Source organism: Vibrio ishigakensis (genome assembly GCF_024347675.1).
Taxonomy (GTDB): domain Bacteria; phylum Pseudomonadota; class Gammaproteobacteria; order Enterobacterales; family Vibrionaceae; genus Vibrio; species Vibrio ishigakensis.
In genome coordinates this window covers 2836289-2852601 of record NZ_AP024881.1, presented here as the reverse complement: position 1 = coordinate 2852601, position 16313 = coordinate 2836289, and the positions used below count along the sequence as shown (strand labels likewise).

Here is a 16313-nt window from a genome sequence, read left to right as displayed (position 1 = left end):
GCTTTTTTTATATGGCTTGAGCAATACCTTCGCGGATTGTGAGCTTCACCTCTGGAGCAAGTATCCGTAACAGGATATCTGCCAACTCTTGGGTTCGTGCTAGGTCGCAATTACCATCACTATCTAGATATCCTTGAGATTTAAGGGTAAAGATAAGTGCGGTAAACACCCCTTTATCGAAGAACTCAGGAGCATTGATACCATGCAGTCGTCCTAAGCGCTGCGCAATAACTTGGCTTAGCTTCTCAAGGTCACCCTTGGCCAGTTCAGGTTGAGCAACCAGCAGATTTACCGCAATGCTGTAGCGTTGCAACGTCTCAGAGATGGTTCGAGATAGAAGTTGAAGGGTATGAATGTTTGCTTGATTCAGCAGGATCTCTTCACCATTAACCTCAATCAGCCCTTGGCGGCCTAGCTCGGCGATAACCTGTTCAATCTTCTGTTCCAGTTCAGCTTCGTCGTAAGAGAGAAACAGCTCTTTGCGCAGGAATGGATACAAGATCGCAATTGTTTTCTTTAGCTCACTCAAGGTGCAGTTCGGCAGCTGAATAATCAGTTGAGCTACCATCGATGGCAAGGCAAACATATGGATGATGTTGTTGCGATAGTAGGTCATCAACACCGACTGGTGACGGTCTAGAGAGATGATGTCTCCCATAGTGTCCGAACCCACCACAAACTTATCGAGAGAGATAGCGTGCTCAACTAGCTCTTCTGCTGTGCTATCTGGCACAGTAGCGTGGTCTGTATAAGGTACATGCTTTAGAAGCTCAAGATAGCAATTAATCTGAGAGATCAGGCTCTCTTTGGTAAGAGCTCGTTGTCTTGAAGCTAGTAGCGCTGTTGCCGCTAGGGTCAGTGCATTTGCTGCCGCTGCGTCGTTGATATGAGTCATCATTTTTTCAGCGATAGCATTAACTGTAGGTGTCATCCAGGTAGGCTTTTGACCATCAGGAGCACCTATGTCTTGAGTCCACTCTGGCACTTGCTCATTCAGATATTGATTTAGCGGGATAGGTTCACCGAAGTTCACATAGCCTTGACCGAAGTTACGCAGTTTGCGAATAGTGCGCAGTACCTGACCCGCATTCTCTTTCTCTTTGCGTTTACCACGAAGCTCTTTGGCATAGGTCGAAACCTCCATTACGTGCTCATAGCCGATATAGACTGGCACTAGAGTTACAGGACGGTTTAGACCACGAAGCATGGCTTGTACTGTCATTGCCAACATACCCGTTTTCGCCTGAAGCAAGCGACCAGTACGAGAGCGGCCACCTTCACTGAAGTATTCTACTGAGTAACCCTTAACAAAAAGCTCGGCTAGGTATTCGCGGAATATAGTTGAGTAAAGCTTGTTACCCTTGAAACTGCGACGAATAAAGAAAGCGCCACCGCGTCTAAAGATTGGGCCTGCAGGGAAGAAGTTAAGGTTTACGCCCGCTGCGATATGCGGAGGCACCATACCCTCATGATAAAGAACATAAGAGAGTAGTAGGTAGTCCATATGGCTACGGTGACACGGAACGTACACTATCTCGTGTCCATCCTGCGCGAGTCTACGTACCGTGGCGGCGTTGCTAACATTGATGCCTTGGTACAATCGGTTCCAAAGCCAAGTTAGGACGAAGTTACCTTGTTTGATAAGGGAATAAGAGAACTTAGCCGCTATCTCATCCATGATCTTCAAGGCTTCTTGCTCTGCTTTTTCAATGCTGATGTTCTTGGATTTCGCTTCGTCAGCAATCGCTTGATTAATAGCTTCTGATTTTATTAAACGCTTAAACAACAAATCACGGCTAGGCAGACTAGGGCCTGATGCCGCCAACTTTTGTCTTGAGAAGTGGATACGAGCCACACGCGCCAGTTTTTGAGCGATAGATTCGTCAGTACCATGAGACTCCGCCATGTAGCGCAGGGATACCAAAGGGCTGAAGCGAATCATACAGTCTCGACCAGAAGTCAGAACCGCAATGAATTTTTTCCAAGAAGAGAGATTTTCTAGATAAGGCTTGTCTGCCCCCTCTTTACCCGGTTTTCTACCCCACATAACTGTGATTGGTAGCAGCTGTACATCTAACTCTTGATCCTCGCGATGAAGCTTCAATAGTTGGGTGAACAGCGCTTGGGAACCAAGAGAGTCTAAAGTGTTCTTGTCTCTGTCTGCACGATTGGTTGAGATGAAGACATAACGTCTAAAGCTTTGGTCGCCAATCTTTAGTGGCTCTAGCGGATCAGGAAGACCAAATTTTAGTGCTTGTTTTCTAAGAGAAAGAAGGTCGACGTTTGACTCGAATGGCAGTGCATAAACGATAGGTTTTTCGACATCTATATTGAGATCACTAATGGGAGCGGTAGGTACAGGATTTCCCTTCACCATCACATTAAGTGGCAGTTGCAATAGAGATTGCGTCAGTGTTTGACCTGAAGACATATGGTTTTGATATCCAATTGATTTACGCGTCTATGACACTTCAAGAGTAGGTTGTGAATAAAGCGTCGCAAGAATAGCAGAACTGGTCGAACCTTTTAACTGGAATTGTAGTAATGTTAGGTTATCCCAACAAAAAGTGTATACCCTAGCTACTTTTAAAATTGGGCAAGGGAAGCTCTAAGCAATAGAAAGGTGAATAATGAAAGGCAATACTGGTTTCAATCGCATCATCAGGGCAACTGGGTATTCCATTCAAGGACTTAGAGCCGCTTTCAAACACGAAGCCGCATTCCGCCAAGAGGTATTCCTCGCAGTCGTTCTTATCCCAATTGCATTTATCCTAGATGTCTCTCAGACAGAGCGCATGTTGATGATTCTATCTGTGTTTATCGTGCTGATCGCTGAGCTGATGAACTCGGCGGTAGAGGCCGTGGTGGATAGAATTGGTCCAGAGGTGCATGAGTTAGCAGGTCGTGCTAAGGATATCGGTTCAGCAGCAGTATTTGTTGCTCTAGCACTGGTGGCCTATATCTGGGCAGAGGCTCTGTTTTTCTAACTTAGCCCTGACTTTTAGAAAAACTTCTTTAATATCCGCATCATAGTTCAGTAATGGTTGATAATTCATCCATACTGGATATACTCACAGTTAACTGTACAAAATAACAGGTGACTTATGAGACCGCTTACGCCACGACAGCAACAGGTATTCGACCTGATCAAGACTAAGATCGAAGACACAGGTATGCCGCCAACACGAGCAGAGATTGCGCGTGAACTAGGCTTTCGTTCAGCCAATGCGGCCGAAGAGCACCTAAAAGCGCTCGCCAAGAAACAGGCGATCGAGATTATTCCGGGAGCGTCGCGGGGTATTCGTATCTTGTTGCAAGATAGTGCAAACGACGATGACGGCTTGCCGTTGATCGGTAATGTTGCAGCAGGTGAACCTATCCTAGCTCAAGAACATATCGAGTCTCACTATCAGGTTGATCCTCAAATGTTTAAGCCTCAAGCTGATTTCTTGCTTCGTGTTCACGGCGAGAGTATGAAGAATATCGGTATAATGGATGGCGACCTTCTTGCAGTGCATAAGACTCAAGATGTACGGGATGGCCAAGTAGTTGTTGCTCGTGTTGATGATGATGTAACGGTGAAGCGTCTGGAGAGAAAGGGATCAACTGTGCTTCTTCATCCAGAAAACGAAGAGCTATCGCCAATCAAGGTTGACCTTACTCAGCAACATCTCGCAATAGAGGGTATTGCGGTAGGCATTATTCGCAATAGTGATTGGATATAAATCTAATCCTTGACTGTTTTGACTCAGCGCTCCAATTTAGGGGCGCTGATTTTTTATATACGAGATAAAAATGTTCCACCGACTCACGCCTGTATTTTCTGATTGGACGCTACACCAACGCATCCTCGCTTTAGCTATTCCTATGGTGTTGTCCAATATTACTGTGCCGCTATTGGGTCTGGTGGATGCAGCCGTAGTGGGGCACCTTGAACATTCTTATTATCTAGGTGGTGTGGCGCTCGGTAGCACTATGATCAGCATGATCTTCTGGCTATTTGGTTTCTTGCGTATGTCTACAACTGGCTTATCTGCGCAGGCTAAAGGTGCAGAAGATAGCTCTAAGCTTGCGGGCGTGCTTATCCAAGGCATCAGCATGGCATTATTCTTTGCCCTAGCGTTCCTGATTTTGCATCGTTTTATCTTCGATATCGCAATGAGCTTTAGTGATGCCAGCGCTCAGGTAAAGACCTACGCACAGGAGTATTTCTTTGTGCGCGCTTGGAGTGCGCCAGCGGCGATGATGAATTTCGTGATGCTAGGATGGCTTTTGGGAAATCAAGATGCCAAAGCTCCGATGTGGTTGGTGATAGTCACTAACTTAGTCAATATCATTCTCGATATCCTATTTGTGGTGGTGCTTAACTATGGCGTAGCAGGGGCTGCCGCTGCATCGGTCATCGCAGATTACTGTGGTCTGCTGGTGGGTTTGTTTTTCTGCTTTAAGCTGTGGGGGCGCTCAGTAAAGCTCTCACTTTCTAGCCTAAAAGATAAGGGTTTGGATTTATTCCTAGGGATGAATCGCTTTCTACGCCTAAATCGAGATATCTTCCTGCGCTCTTTGTGTCTACAAGCTGTATTGGCCTTTATGACCTTCCAAGGGGCTAACTTTGGTGATGACATAGTGGCAGCTAATGCGGTTCTGATGAGCTTTGTACTCATTGTTTCTTATGCGATGGACGGTTTTGCTTTCGCCATTGAGGCTATGGTAGGTAAAGCTATAGGGGCTAAGAATCGTGAGCAGCTTAGTTTATCTATTGCAGGTACCTTTGTATGGGGAGTGGTGATCTGCTTAGGCTTCAGTGCAGTGTTCTTAATATTAGGAGATCACGTAGTAGCTCTGATCAGTGATATAGACTCGGTGCGTACCACTGCTTCTATCTATCTACTATGGCTAGCGCTAATGCCTATGGTTGCGCTATGGAGTTATCTGTTTGATGGCATCTTTATCGGAGCTACCCGCGGCAAAGATATGCGTAATACCATGTTCTTGTCTGCATTAAGCTTCTTTGCTGTATATGCGCTCTCATCCAGTTTGGAAAACCACGCTCTATGGCTAGCTATGTTGACCTTTATGGGAATTCGCGGCCTGAGCCTCGCGGTTATCTTTATCAACTCATGGAAAAAAGGGCAGTTTTTACAATCTGCCCTCTAATTGATCAGAAGAGTCGGTTTATGCCATTTAGCGCTGCAACACGATAGGCCTCAGCCATAGTAGGGTAGTTAAAGGTGGTATTTACAAAGTAGTCTAGGGTATTCGCTTCCCCAGGCTGCTCCATGATGGCTTGACCGATATGAATGATCTCTGCGGCACGCTCACCAAAGCAGTGGATACCTAAAATCTGTCTCGTTTCCCTATGGAAGAGTATCTTTAGGCTGCCAATATCTTTACCTGAGATCTGTGCGCGAGCCAGATGCTTAAAGGAGGCGCGTCCTACTTCATAAGGCACCTTGGCTTCGGTAAGTTCTTGCTCTGTCTTACCAACAGAACTGATCTCTGGGATGGTGTAGATACCGGTCGGGATATCTTCGATAAGGTGCTGTTTAACTTGACCTTCGGCTATAGCCTGAGCGACGAAACGCCCCTGATCATAAGCCGCACTAGCAAGACTCGGGTAGCCAATCACATCACCTACCGCATAGATGTGTGGTACTTCAGTCTGGTAATCACTGTTAACGCTTAGCTGTCCGCGTGAATCTGGTGTTAGACCGGTAACGCTAAGGTTTAGTGAGTCTGTGTTACCCGTACGTCCATTCGCATACAGCAAGCAATCTGCTTTCATCTTCTTGCCGGACTCTAGGTGCAGTATCACGCCATCATCAGTACCTTCTACTCTGTCGTAGATCTCATCATTGCGAATAACTACACCGTTGTTGCCAAAGTGGTAGGAGAGGGCATCGGAGATCTCGTTGTCTAGGAATGACAATAGACGCTTGCGAGTATTAATCAGATCAGTCTTCACCCCTAGGCCACGGAAGATAGAGGCATATTCACAGCCGATAACCCCAGCACCATAGATGATGATGTGCCTTGGCTGGTGGTGCAATCTCAAGATAGAGTCGCTGTCATAAACCCTAGGATGATCAAAGTCGATATTGGATGGACGGTATGGACGAGAGCCAGTGGCAACAACAAAGCGATCAGCAGTATATTCTTCGATACGGCCATCGGGTGTCTTTACCTGAATGGTATTGGCTTCGCTAAAGTTGGCCTCACCAAAGATAAGGGTGCAGTGGTTTCTATCGTAGAAGCCTTGTCTTAGGTTGGTCTGCTTATCTACAACCGTTTTAGCGTGAGACAATATGTCATCGAAGCTAGCATTTAGGCTTTGGTTGTTCTTGCAAAAGAGGGGATTGCTATTGAACTCAATAAAGCGACTAACTGCATGACGCAGTGCTTTGGAAGGAATGGTACCCCAGTGTGTACATCCGCCCCCAACACTCTTCTCTCGCTCGACAATGGCAACCTTAAAGCCAGCCTTGGTTAGTCCCATAGCTGCCCCTTCACCACCAGGACCACTACCTATCACGATTACATCAAAATGAGCACGACGAGTCACACAGACCTCCTTGTTTTGTTACGGGCATTTTAAATAAATGTGGGATTAGGTAAACACACACGGACTCACTAAGTGGACAGCTTCACAATAAAGATCACTTTGTAAAGATTGAGCGTTTGCAATGCCTGCTCTAATTAGGCTTAATTGACACGAAATAACTTTCTAGTAGTAAAAGCATGGGCGTCAGAGCTGAACAGAAACAGAAAACACGAAGAGCGATAATCGATGCAGCGTTCAATCAGCTCTCTTGCGGTCGCAGTCTCTCAAGCATGAGTTTGAGAGAGGTAGCTAGAGAAGCGGGAATAGCTCCAACCTCTTTTTATCGTCACTTCGCTGACATGAATCAGCTTGGTTTGGTGATGGTAGATGAAGCTGGCTTGCTTCTTCGTCAGTTGATGCGTCAGGCACGTGAGAGAATCCAACCGGACCGTAGTGTTATTCAGACTTCCATAGAGACGCTACTAGAGTTCATTGAAAACAATCCAGATATCTTCCGCCTGCTATTGCGTGAGCGTTCGGGTACTTCAGAAGAGTTCCGTTCTGCGGTAGCACGCGAGATTCAGTTCTTTATTACTGAGCTTTCTGACTACTTAACCACTCAAGACCTACCACGTAAGCTTGCTACTTTGCAGGCCGAAGCTGTGGTTACCTTGGTATTTAGTTCGGGAGCGGAACTTTTAGACCTTGAACCAGAACTAAGACAAGAGCGCGGAAGACGCTTGATAACACAGGTTCGAATGCTTTCATTGGGGGCTCATGCAATGAGTAACTACCAAAGCAATGACGATTAGAACAAAAGAGGAAACAATGTCGAACACCCTTAACTCAGATAAAAAGTCACTTCTATTGGCCTTGATTAGCGGTATGAGTATTAGTGCTCTGCTTTCGGCTTTTTCAGTGCCTGGTTTTTCTTTCTCTATCTTTCCACTGATCTGTTTAGTGCTTTCAGTTCAGGCGATGTATCAACAGTATCTGAAGTCTCCAGTGGCTGAAGACTTCCCAATGTTGGGGCTAGGTAGCTTCTTTATCGGCTTCTTTGGTCATACGGCCTTCATCAAGGCTCAGTACCCAGATGCCGGAACTAACTTCTTCTCTATTATAGTGACCATGGTGCTATTGGTCTGGGTAGGTAGAAGGCTTGGCTATTTTGGCCAAACGAATTAAACAGAAAGGCGAGGTTAATAACCTCGCCTTTTTTATTCTATGCCTTTCGCTCTAGCATGATGCCCATTTCCATATGATGGGTATATGGGAATTGGTCGAATAGTGCGAAGCGAGTAATGTTGTGCGTTTTACCTAGGATCTCTAGGTTGTCTTTTAGAGTATCCGGATTACATGAAATATAAAGGATACGCTCATAAGCCTGAACCATCTTACAAGTACCTTCATCCATACCTGCGCGCGGCGGATCGACGAAGATGGTATTACAGTCATAGGTCTTAAGGTCTACACCCGCTTGGGTTAGACGACGGAAGGTACGCACACCCTCCATTGCCTGAGTAAACTCTTCTGCTGACATACGGATGATCTGAACATTGTCGATCTCATTCGCCTTGATGTTGAACTGCGCCGAATCCACTGATGGTTTCGCAAGCTCAGTAGCCAGTACGCGGTTGAAGTTCTGTGCTAGCGCAAGAGAGAAGTTACCGTTACCACAGTAGAGCTCAAGAAGGTCACCTTTAGAGTCTCGAGTACAATCGACCGCCCACTCAAGCATCTTCTCTGCAACCTTACCATTTGGTTGGGTAAAGCTGTTTTCGATCTGCTGGTAGGTATAAGTACGGTTGAATACGTTTAGCTTTTCTATCACGTACTCCTGGTCTAGCACGATCTTCATCTTACGAGCTCGGCCGATCAGGTTCAGGTTAAAGCCTTCGTCATTTAGGGTCTGCTTCAGCTCTTTGGCAAGCGCAATCCACTCGTCATCCAACTTCTTGTGATAAAGAAGAGAGACAAGCACTTCACCACTAAGGGTAGAAAGGAAGTCTACTTGGAACAGCTTATGGCGCAATACAGGTTTATCTTTTACTGCTTCAATCAATAGAGGCATCAGATCGTTGATAATACGGCTAGCAACCGGGAACTGGTCTAAACGATACTTTTCGCGAGTCTCCTGGTTGAACATGATGTAATACAGGTCATCCCCTTCGTGCCAAACTCTAAACTCAGCACGCATACGATAGTGTTGCTCCTGAGATGGGAATACCTCTAGAGAAGGCATCTCATAATCAGAGAACATCGCTTGTAGACGCTTGGTCTTTTCGTCGAGCTGAACTTGATAAGAGTCAGAGCTGGTTTGAGGAATGGACATGCATTTTTCCTAATTGATTGAAATAGGCGCAGATTCTATACCCAAATTTTGAAGGGTGCACGTGTTCATACTCATAATAGTAGATGATTAACTTTTGAATTTTGCTAAAGTAGCGCGCACTGCGAGTAAGGTAGGTAACAGTTCGTATGTCAAAAACAACCATCTTAATGTTTGACTCAGGCGTTGGCGGTCTTTCTGTATTTCAGGATATCAAAGCCAAGATGCCTAACCTTAGCTGTACCTATATCTTCGATAACCAAGCCTACCCTTATGGTGAGCTCCCGCAAGAAGAGCTTATCTCGCGCACCTGCCAATACGTTTCTCAATTTGTCGAATCTCACAACATAGACCTAGTGGTAATAGCCTGTAATACCGCAAGTACGGTCGTCTTACCTAAGTTACGACAACTGCTCTCTATCCCTGTAGTAGGTGTGGTGCCTGCTATAAAGCCAGCTTCTCAGAGGGCGAACATTGGAGTGGGGCTGATTGCAACCCCTGCAACCATTACTCGAGAGTACACCCACGACCTAATTAAGGACTTTGCTGCTGATAAAGATGTAAAGCTACTAGGCAGTACAACGCTGGTGGATATGGCGGAGAAAAAGCTGAGAAAGTCACTTGTGGATCTAGAGCAACTTGCCAAGGTACTTGAACCCTTGAATGGTTATATCGATGTAGCTGTTCTAGGTTGTACTCATTTCCCTTTATTGAAAGAAGAAATCCAACAGGTGATGGGGGCGGATGTTGTGTTAGTCGATTCAGGGGAAGCAATTGCACGTAGAGTAGAGTTCCTTCTACAAGACAAAATTAAAGCGGATGATCAACATCCGCTTTATCGGGTCTACTGCAGTGCTGAGATCGAATATAAAGAGGCCTTGCAAGTCTCGCTAACTGAAATGGGTTTCGGTTCCCTTAAGATTCAGCCACTGAAGGGTGCTTAGGCTCATTTGCTACACGTACCTTTATGGTTCGTTGCATATACTCTGACTCATTGAGTGCGCTGATCATGGAATCGGCATCATCTTCAGATACTTCAACGAAACCAAAACCACGTCTCTTGCCTGTGCGCTTATCCTTCATTAGTCGCACACTGTTTACATGACCATGCTGTTCGAACAGATCCTTCACGTCTGACTCATTAGCTTTATAAGAAAGGTTACCTACATATAGGGTAGTACCTTCGGTCAGTTCACCATGCTCGTCATCATCTTCAGAATAAGAAGAAGGGCGCTGCCAAAGAATTACAGCTGCAACAACGACACCAATACAGAAGGCGAGGTTGCCAGGTATTGCAACAGCAGAGAACAGAGCGAAGCCGGCGATAAGCAGGATAAGAAGAATAATTAGAGATTTATTTGAGTTCATAAGTCGGGACTCACTAATTTGACGATGTGTTTGTGAAATTTATTAACAAAACAGACACATAGATATTATGCACGCACCATTAATTTTTCCAATTTTATGTTCTCGTTTACTTTATAAGGTGAAAAACAAGCGCTTTGCTTGATATTTGAACGCTTAGAAAAAAACTTCAAAAAAGATCTTGCGGGGATGAAAAGGATCTCTATAATGCCGCCTCACTGACACGGCAGAGCGCACAACGCTTCAGCGGTGGTCAGAGGCTAAAAGCCTTGAATCATTTGCTTCAACTTGATGAGAAAATACTTCTCAAAATAAAAAGCAAAAAGTGTTTGACACTGAGATTCAAATCGCTAGAATGGCCGTCCGCTTTGAGAGGTAAGCCTCGAAAAAGCAAGCTCTTTAACAATTTAAACCTATCAATCTGTGTGGGCACTCGTTGATGATAATCCAAAAAGATTTATCAATGAACTGAGTGACCAAACGAGTCGAAAGACTTGGCACAGTCAATTCATTATCGTTCTGTTGGAACGATAATAGCTTTAAAATTACTTAGTGATTTTGAAGTCAGTATTCATTGAGCCGTTCTTCGGAACAACAAAACTTTAATTGAAGAGTTTGATCATGGCTCAGATTGAACGCTGGCGGCAGGCCTAACACATGCAAGTCGAGCGGAAACGAGTTATCTGAACCTTCGGGGAACGATAACGGCGTCGAGCGGCGGACGGGTGAGTAATGCCTGGGAATATGCCTTGATGTGGGGGATAACCATTGGAAACGATGGCTAATACCGCATAATCTCTTCGGAGCAAAGAGGGGGACCTTCGGGCCTCTCGCGTCAAGATTAGCCCAGGTGGGATTAGCTAGTTGGTGAGGTAATGGCTCACCAAGGCGACGATCCCTAGCTGGTCTGAGAGGATGATCAGCCACACTGGAACTGAGACACGGTCCAGACTCCTACGGGAGGCAGCAGTGGGGAATATTGCACAATGGGCGCAAGCCTGATGCAGCCATGCCGCGTGTGTGAAGAAGGCCTTCGGGTTGTAAAGCACTTTCAGTCGTGAGGAAGGTAGTGTAGTTAATAGCTGCATTATTTGACGTTAGCGACAGAAGAAGCACCGGCTAACTCCGTGCCAGCAGCCGCGGTAATACGGAGGGTGCGAGCGTTAATCGGAATTACTGGGCGTAAAGCGCATGCAGGTGGTTTGTTAAGTCAGATGTGAAAGCCCGGGGCTCAACCTCGGAACCGCATTTGAAACTGGCAGGCTAGAGTACTGTAGAGGGGGGTAGAATTTCAGGTGTAGCGGTGAAATGCGTAGAGATCTGAAGGAATACCGGTGGCGAAGGCGGCCCCCTGGACAGATACTGACACTCAGATGCGAAAGCGTGGGGAGCAAACAGGATTAGATACCCTGGTAGTCCACGCCGTAAACGATGTCTACTTGGAGGTTGTGGCCTTGAGCCGTGGCTTTCGGAGCTAACGCGTTAAGTAGACCGCCTGGGGAGTACGGTCGCAAGATTAAAACTCAAATGAATTGACGGGGGCCCGCACAAGCGGTGGAGCATGTGGTTTAATTCGATGCAACGCGAAGAACCTTACCTACTCTTGACATCCAGAGAACTTTTCAGAGATGAATTGGTGCCTTCGGGAACTCTGAGACAGGTGCTGCATGGCTGTCGTCAGCTCGTGTTGTGAAATGTTGGGTTAAGTCCCGCAACGAGCGCAACCCTTATCCTTGTTTGCCAGCACGTAATGGTGGGAACTCCAGGGAGACTGCCGGTGATAAACCGGAGGAAGGTGGGGACGACGTCAAGTCATCATGGCCCTTACGAGTAGGGCTACACACGTGCTACAATGGCGCATACAGAGGGCGGCCAACTCGCGAGAGTGAGCGAATCCCAAAAAGTGCGTCGTAGTCCGGATTGGAGTCTGCAACTCGACTCCATGAAGTCGGAATCGCTAGTAATCGTAGATCAGAATGCTACGGTGAATACGTTCCCGGGCCTTGTACACACCGCCCGTCACACCATGGGAGTGGGCTGCAAAAGAAGTGGGTAGTTTAACCTTCGGGAGGACGCTCACCACTTTGTGGTTCATGACTGGGGTGAAGTCGTAACAAGGTAGCCCTAGGGGAACCTGGGGCTGGATCACCTCCTTATACGATGATTATTCACGATGAGTGTCCACACAGATTGATACGGTTTAATAGAGCAACCAAGGAATTCTTCTACCAGATGGGGCTATAGCTCAGCTGGGAGAGCGCTTCGCTGGCAGCGAAGAGGTCATCGGTTCGATCCCGATTAGCTCCACCATCTTTAAAGGTTTTTCCTTAAGAATCTTTAAAAATGGTTTTTTGTCTTTATAGACAGAAAAACTTGCTCTTTAACAATTTGGAAAGCTGACGAATATTGTTTGATTAACAATATTCAATTAAAAGTTCTCAAATCCTAAATCTTTATGATTTAGGTACCAACACACAATCAAGTGTTCTTGGCTTTTGTTTTCGCTTTTAGAAAGCAAAAGAAATTATTTGAGTCCGGCAAAATCGAGTCTGCATCATGTTTAAATAATTGCAGACAACTTTGGTGATTTGATTATCAACCTTAAAGAAACTTCTTTGGGTTGTATGGTTAAGTGACTAAGCGTACACGGTGGATGCCTTGGCAGTCAGAGGCGATGAAAGACGTATTAACTTGCGATAAGCCCAGATTAGGTAGTAAAAACCATTTGAGTCTGGGATTTCTGAATGGGGAAACCCACTAGCATAAGCTAGTATCTTGCACTGAATACATAGGTGTAAGAGGCGAACCGGGGGAACTGAAACATCTAAGTACCCCGAGGAAAAGAAATCAACCGAGATTCCGAAAGTAGCGGCGAGCGAAATTGGATTAGCCCTTAAGCTTTTAATGCGTTAGACGAATGTTCTGGAAAGTTCAACGATACAGGGTGATAGTCCCGTAGTTGTCGACGCATCATCAGTGAAATCGAGTAGGGCGGGACACGTGATATCCTGTCTGAATATGGGGGGACCATCCTCCAAGGCTAAATACTACTGACTGACCGATAGTGAACCAGTACCGTGAGGGAAAGGCGAAAAGAACCCCTGTGAGGGGAGTGAAATAGAACCTGAAACCGTGTACGTACAAGCAGTAGGAGCACCTTCGTGGTGTGACTGCGTACCTTTTGTATAATGGGTCAGCGACTTATATTCAGTGGCAAGGTTAACCATCTAGGGGAGCCGTAGGGAAACCGAGTCTTAACTGGGCGTTCAGTCTCTGGATATAGACCCGAAACCAGGTGATCTAGCCATGGGCAGGTTGAAGGTTGAGTAACATCAACTGGAGGACCGAACCGACTAATGTTGAAAAATTAGCGGATGACTTGTGGCTAGGGGTGAAAGGCCAATCAAACCTGGAGATAGCTGGTTCTCCCCGAAATCTATTTAGGTAGAGCCTCGGACGAATACCAATGGGGGTAGAGCACTGTTAAGGCTAGGGGGTCATCCCGACTTACCAACCCTTTGCAAACTCCGAATACCATTGAGTACTATCCGGGAGACACACGGCGGGTGCTAACGTCCGTCGTGGAGAGGGAAACAACCCAGACCGCCAGCTAAGGTCCCAAAGTATAGCTAAGTGGGAAACGATGTGGGAAGGCTTAGACAGCCAGGATGTTGGCTTAGAAGCAGCCATCATTTAAAGAAAGCGTAATAGCTCACTGGTCGAGTCGGCCTGCGCGGAAGATGTAACGGGGCTAAGCTATACACCGAAGCTGCGGCTGCTAATTTTATTAGCGGGGTAGGGGAGCGTTCTGTAAGCCGTTGAAGGTGGTCTGTAAGGGCTGCTGGAGGTATCAGAAGTGCGAATGCTGACATGAGTAACGATAAAGGGGGTGAAAAACCTCCTCGCCGGAAGACCAAGGGTTCCTGTCCAACGTTAATCGGGGCAGGGTAAGTCGACCCCTAAGGCGAGGCCGAAAGGCGTAGTCGATGGGAAACGGGTTAATATTCCCGTACTTCTTATAATTGCGATGGGGGGACGGAGAAGGCTAGGTGGGCCTGGCGACGGTCGTCCAGGTTCAAGTATGTAGGCGGAAGGTTTAGGTAAATCCGGACTTTCTTAACGCTGAGATACGATGTCGAGCCGCTACGTGCGGTGAAGTCATTGATGCCATGCTTCCAGGAAAAGCCTCTAAGCTTCAGATTATAAGGAATCGTACCCCAAACCGACACAGGTGGTCGGGTAGAGAATACCAAGGCGCTTGAGAGAACTCGGGTGAAGGAACTAGGCAAAATGGTACCGTAACTTCGGGAGAAGGTACGCTCTCGACGGTGAAGTCCCTTGCGGATGGAGCTATTGGGAGTCGCAGATACCAGGTGGCTGCAACTGTTTATTAAAAACACAGCACTGTGCAAAATCGTAAGATGACGTATACGGTGTGACGCCTGCCCGGTGCCGGAAGGTTAATTGATGGGGTTAGACGTAAGTCGAAGCTCTTGATCGAAGCCCCGGTAAACGGCGGCCGTAACTATAACGGTCCTAAGGTAGCGAAATTCCTTGTCGGGTAAGTTCCGACCTGCACGAATGGCGTAATGATGGCCACGCTGTCTCCACCCGAGACTCAGTGAAATTGAAATCGCTGTGAAGATGCAGTGTACCCGCGGCTAGACGGAAAGACCCCGTGAACCTTTACTACAGCTTGGCACTGAACATTGAGCCTACATGTGTAGGATAGGTGGGAGGCTTTGAAACCAGTACGCCAGTATTGGTGGAGCCATCCTTGAAATACCACCCTTGTATGTTTGATGTTCTAACTTAGCCCCATTATCTGGGGTGAGGACAGTGCCTGGTGGGTAGTTTGACTGGGGCGGTCTCCTCCCAAAGAGTAACGGAGGAGCACGAAGGTGGGCTAATCACGGTTGGACATCGTGAGGTTAGTGCAATGGCATAAGCCCGCTTGACTGCGAGAATGACAATTCGAGCAGGTGCGAAAGCAGGTCATAGTGATCCGGTGGTTCTGAATGGAAGGGCCATCGCTCAACGGATAAAAGGTACTCCGGGGATAACAGGCTGATACCGCCCAAGAGTTCATATCGACGGCGGTGTTTGGCACCTCGATGTCGGCTCATCACATCCTGGGGCTGAAGTCGGTCCCAAGGGTATGGCTGTTCGCCATTTAAAGTGGTACGCGAGCTGGGTTTAGAACGTCGTGAGACAGTTCGGTCCCTATCTGCCGTGGGCGTTGGAAGATTGAAGGGGGCTGCTCCTAGTACGAGAGGACCGGAGTGGACGAACCTCTGGTGTTCGGGTTGTCATGCCAATGGCATTGCCCGGTAGCTAAGTTCGGAATCGATAACCGCTGAAAGCATCTAAGCGGGAAGCGAGCCCTGAGATGAGTCTTCCCTGGCACTTTAAGTGTCCTGAAGGGTTGTTCGAGACTAGAACGTTGATAGGCAGGGTGTGTAAGCGTTGTGAGGCGTTGAGCTAACCTGTACTAATTGCCCGTGAGGCTTAACCATACAACACCTAAGAGGTTTTGAGTTGGACTCAAAGATAGAACGTTGATTGTGTGATGAACTTTTAGATAGCTTTCCGAATTTTAAGAATTTGCTTGGCGACCATAGCGTTGTGGACCCACCTGATTCCATGCCGAACTCAGAAGTGAAACGCAATAGCGCCGATGGTAGTGTGGGGCTTCCCCATGTGAGAGTAGGACATCGCCAGGCTTTAAATACCGATTGAACTCGATTGAGTTCAGTCACCATAAGGCTTTAAAAAAACTTAAAGTTTTATGTTGACTTTCTCGGTGAGGAGCGTAATATACGCGTCCTGTGCTAATGACTGAGCTAATGCTAAGTCATTGAAAGCCAAGCTCTTTAACAATTTAAACCTATCAATCTGTGTGGGCACTCGTTGATGATAATCCAAAAAGATTTATCAATGAACTGAGTGACCAAACGAGTCGAAAGACTTGGCACAGTCAATTCATTATCGTTCTGTTGGAACGATAATAGCTTTAAAATTACTTAGTGATTTTGAAGTCAGTATTCATTGAGCCGTTACTTCGGTAACAACAAAACT

General features: G+C 46.7%; 10 protein-coding genes, 1 tRNA gene and 3 rRNA genes. 10 read left to right on the top strand and 4 right to left on the bottom strand.

The features are described from left to right. Nucleotides 1-7: 7 nt before the first annotated feature. Nucleotides 8-2431 (bottom strand): glycerol-3-phosphate 1-O-acyltransferase PlsB, encoded by a 2424-nt coding sequence (gene plsB / locus Pcarn_RS13165; RefSeq protein ID WP_261834278.1) that lies wholly within the window; start codon nt 2429-2431, stop codon nt 8-10. Between the two features lie 199 nt (nt 2432-2630). Here plsB and Pcarn_RS13160 point away from each other — a divergent pair, with 199 nt between their 5' ends. From Pcarn_RS13160 to dinF, 3 genes are all read left to right on the top strand, one after another. Further along, entirely contained in the window at nt 2631-2987 is a 357-nt protein-coding gene (locus tag Pcarn_RS13160) for a diacylglycerol kinase (protein ID WP_261834277.1), read from the top strand. Nucleotides 2988-3104: 117 nt separating this feature from the next. Beyond that, nucleotides 3105-3725 carry a transcriptional repressor LexA gene (gene lexA, locus Pcarn_RS13155; protein WP_261834276.1) on the top strand — a complete coding sequence of 207 codons (621 nt, stop codon included), beginning with the start codon at nt 3105-3107 and terminating at the stop codon, nt 3723-3725. A 64-nt stretch (nt 3726-3789) separates the two neighbouring features. Next, entirely contained in the window at nt 3790-5157 is a 1368-nt protein-coding gene (gene dinF, locus Pcarn_RS13150; RefSeq protein ID WP_390904489.1) for an MATE family efflux transporter DinF, read from the top strand. Nucleotides 5158-5161: 4 nt separating this feature from the next. Here dinF and sthA read toward each other — a convergent pair whose 3' ends face one another. After that, a complete protein-coding gene (sthA, locus tag Pcarn_RS13145; protein ID WP_261834274.1) occupies nt 5162-6562 on the bottom strand; it encodes a Si-specific NAD(P)(+) transhydrogenase in 1401 nt (466 codons plus the stop codon). Nucleotides 6563-6738: 176 nt separating this feature from the next. On the opposite strand from sthA, the gene fabR reads away from it, so the two are divergent. Continuing rightward, nucleotides 6739-7353: an HTH-type transcriptional repressor FabR gene (fabR, locus tag Pcarn_RS13140; protein WP_261834273.1), complete on the top strand. Its 615-nt coding sequence runs from the start codon at nt 6739-6741 to the stop codon at nt 7351-7353. 16 nt (nt 7354-7369) lie between these two features. Continuing rightward, nucleotides 7370-7726 (top strand): YijD family membrane protein, encoded by a 357-nt coding sequence (locus Pcarn_RS13135; protein ID WP_261834272.1) that lies wholly within the window; start codon nt 7370-7372, stop codon nt 7724-7726. Between the two features lie 37 nt (nt 7727-7763). Here the strand turns inward: Pcarn_RS13135 and trmA are convergent, their stop codons facing one another. Next, nucleotides 7764-8873, bottom strand: coding sequence for a tRNA (uridine(54)-C5)-methyltransferase TrmA (gene trmA / locus Pcarn_RS13130; RefSeq protein ID WP_261834271.1), 1110 nt, complete (start codon nt 8871-8873; stop codon nt 7764-7766). Between the two features lie 146 nt (nt 8874-9019). Between trmA and murI the strand changes: the two genes are divergently transcribed. Next, entirely contained in the window at nt 9020-9814 is a 795-nt protein-coding gene (murI, locus tag Pcarn_RS13125; RefSeq protein WP_261834270.1) for a glutamate racemase, read from the top strand. Here the strand turns inward: murI and Pcarn_RS13120 are convergent. Then, entirely contained in the window at nt 9786-10238 is a 453-nt protein-coding gene (locus Pcarn_RS13120) for an RNA recognition motif domain-containing protein (protein ID WP_261834269.1), read from the bottom strand. The two genes, murI and Pcarn_RS13120, sit on opposite strands and share 29 nt — an antisense overlap. Before the next feature lie 600 nt (nt 10239-10838). Between Pcarn_RS13120 and Pcarn_RS13115 the strand changes: the two genes are divergently transcribed. The 4 genes from Pcarn_RS13115 (at nt 10839) to rrf (ending at nt 15958) form a co-directional block, all read left to right on the top strand. Continuing rightward, nucleotides 10839-12391: ribosomal RNA gene (locus tag Pcarn_RS13115) — 16S ribosomal RNA — on the top strand. A gap of 78 nt (nt 12392-12469) precedes the next feature. Then, nucleotides 12470-12545 (top strand) — tRNA-Ala (locus tag Pcarn_RS13110). Nucleotides 12546-12861: 316 nt separating this feature from the next. Then, nucleotides 12862-15751 (top strand): 23S ribosomal RNA (locus tag Pcarn_RS13105). A gap of 91 nt (nt 15752-15842) precedes the next feature. Then, nucleotides 15843-15958 (top strand): 5S ribosomal RNA (rrf, locus tag Pcarn_RS13100). The 16S, 23S and 5S rRNA genes sit together here with 1 tRNA gene alongside, the layout of an rRNA operon. Nucleotides 15959-16313 lie beyond the last annotated feature (355 nt).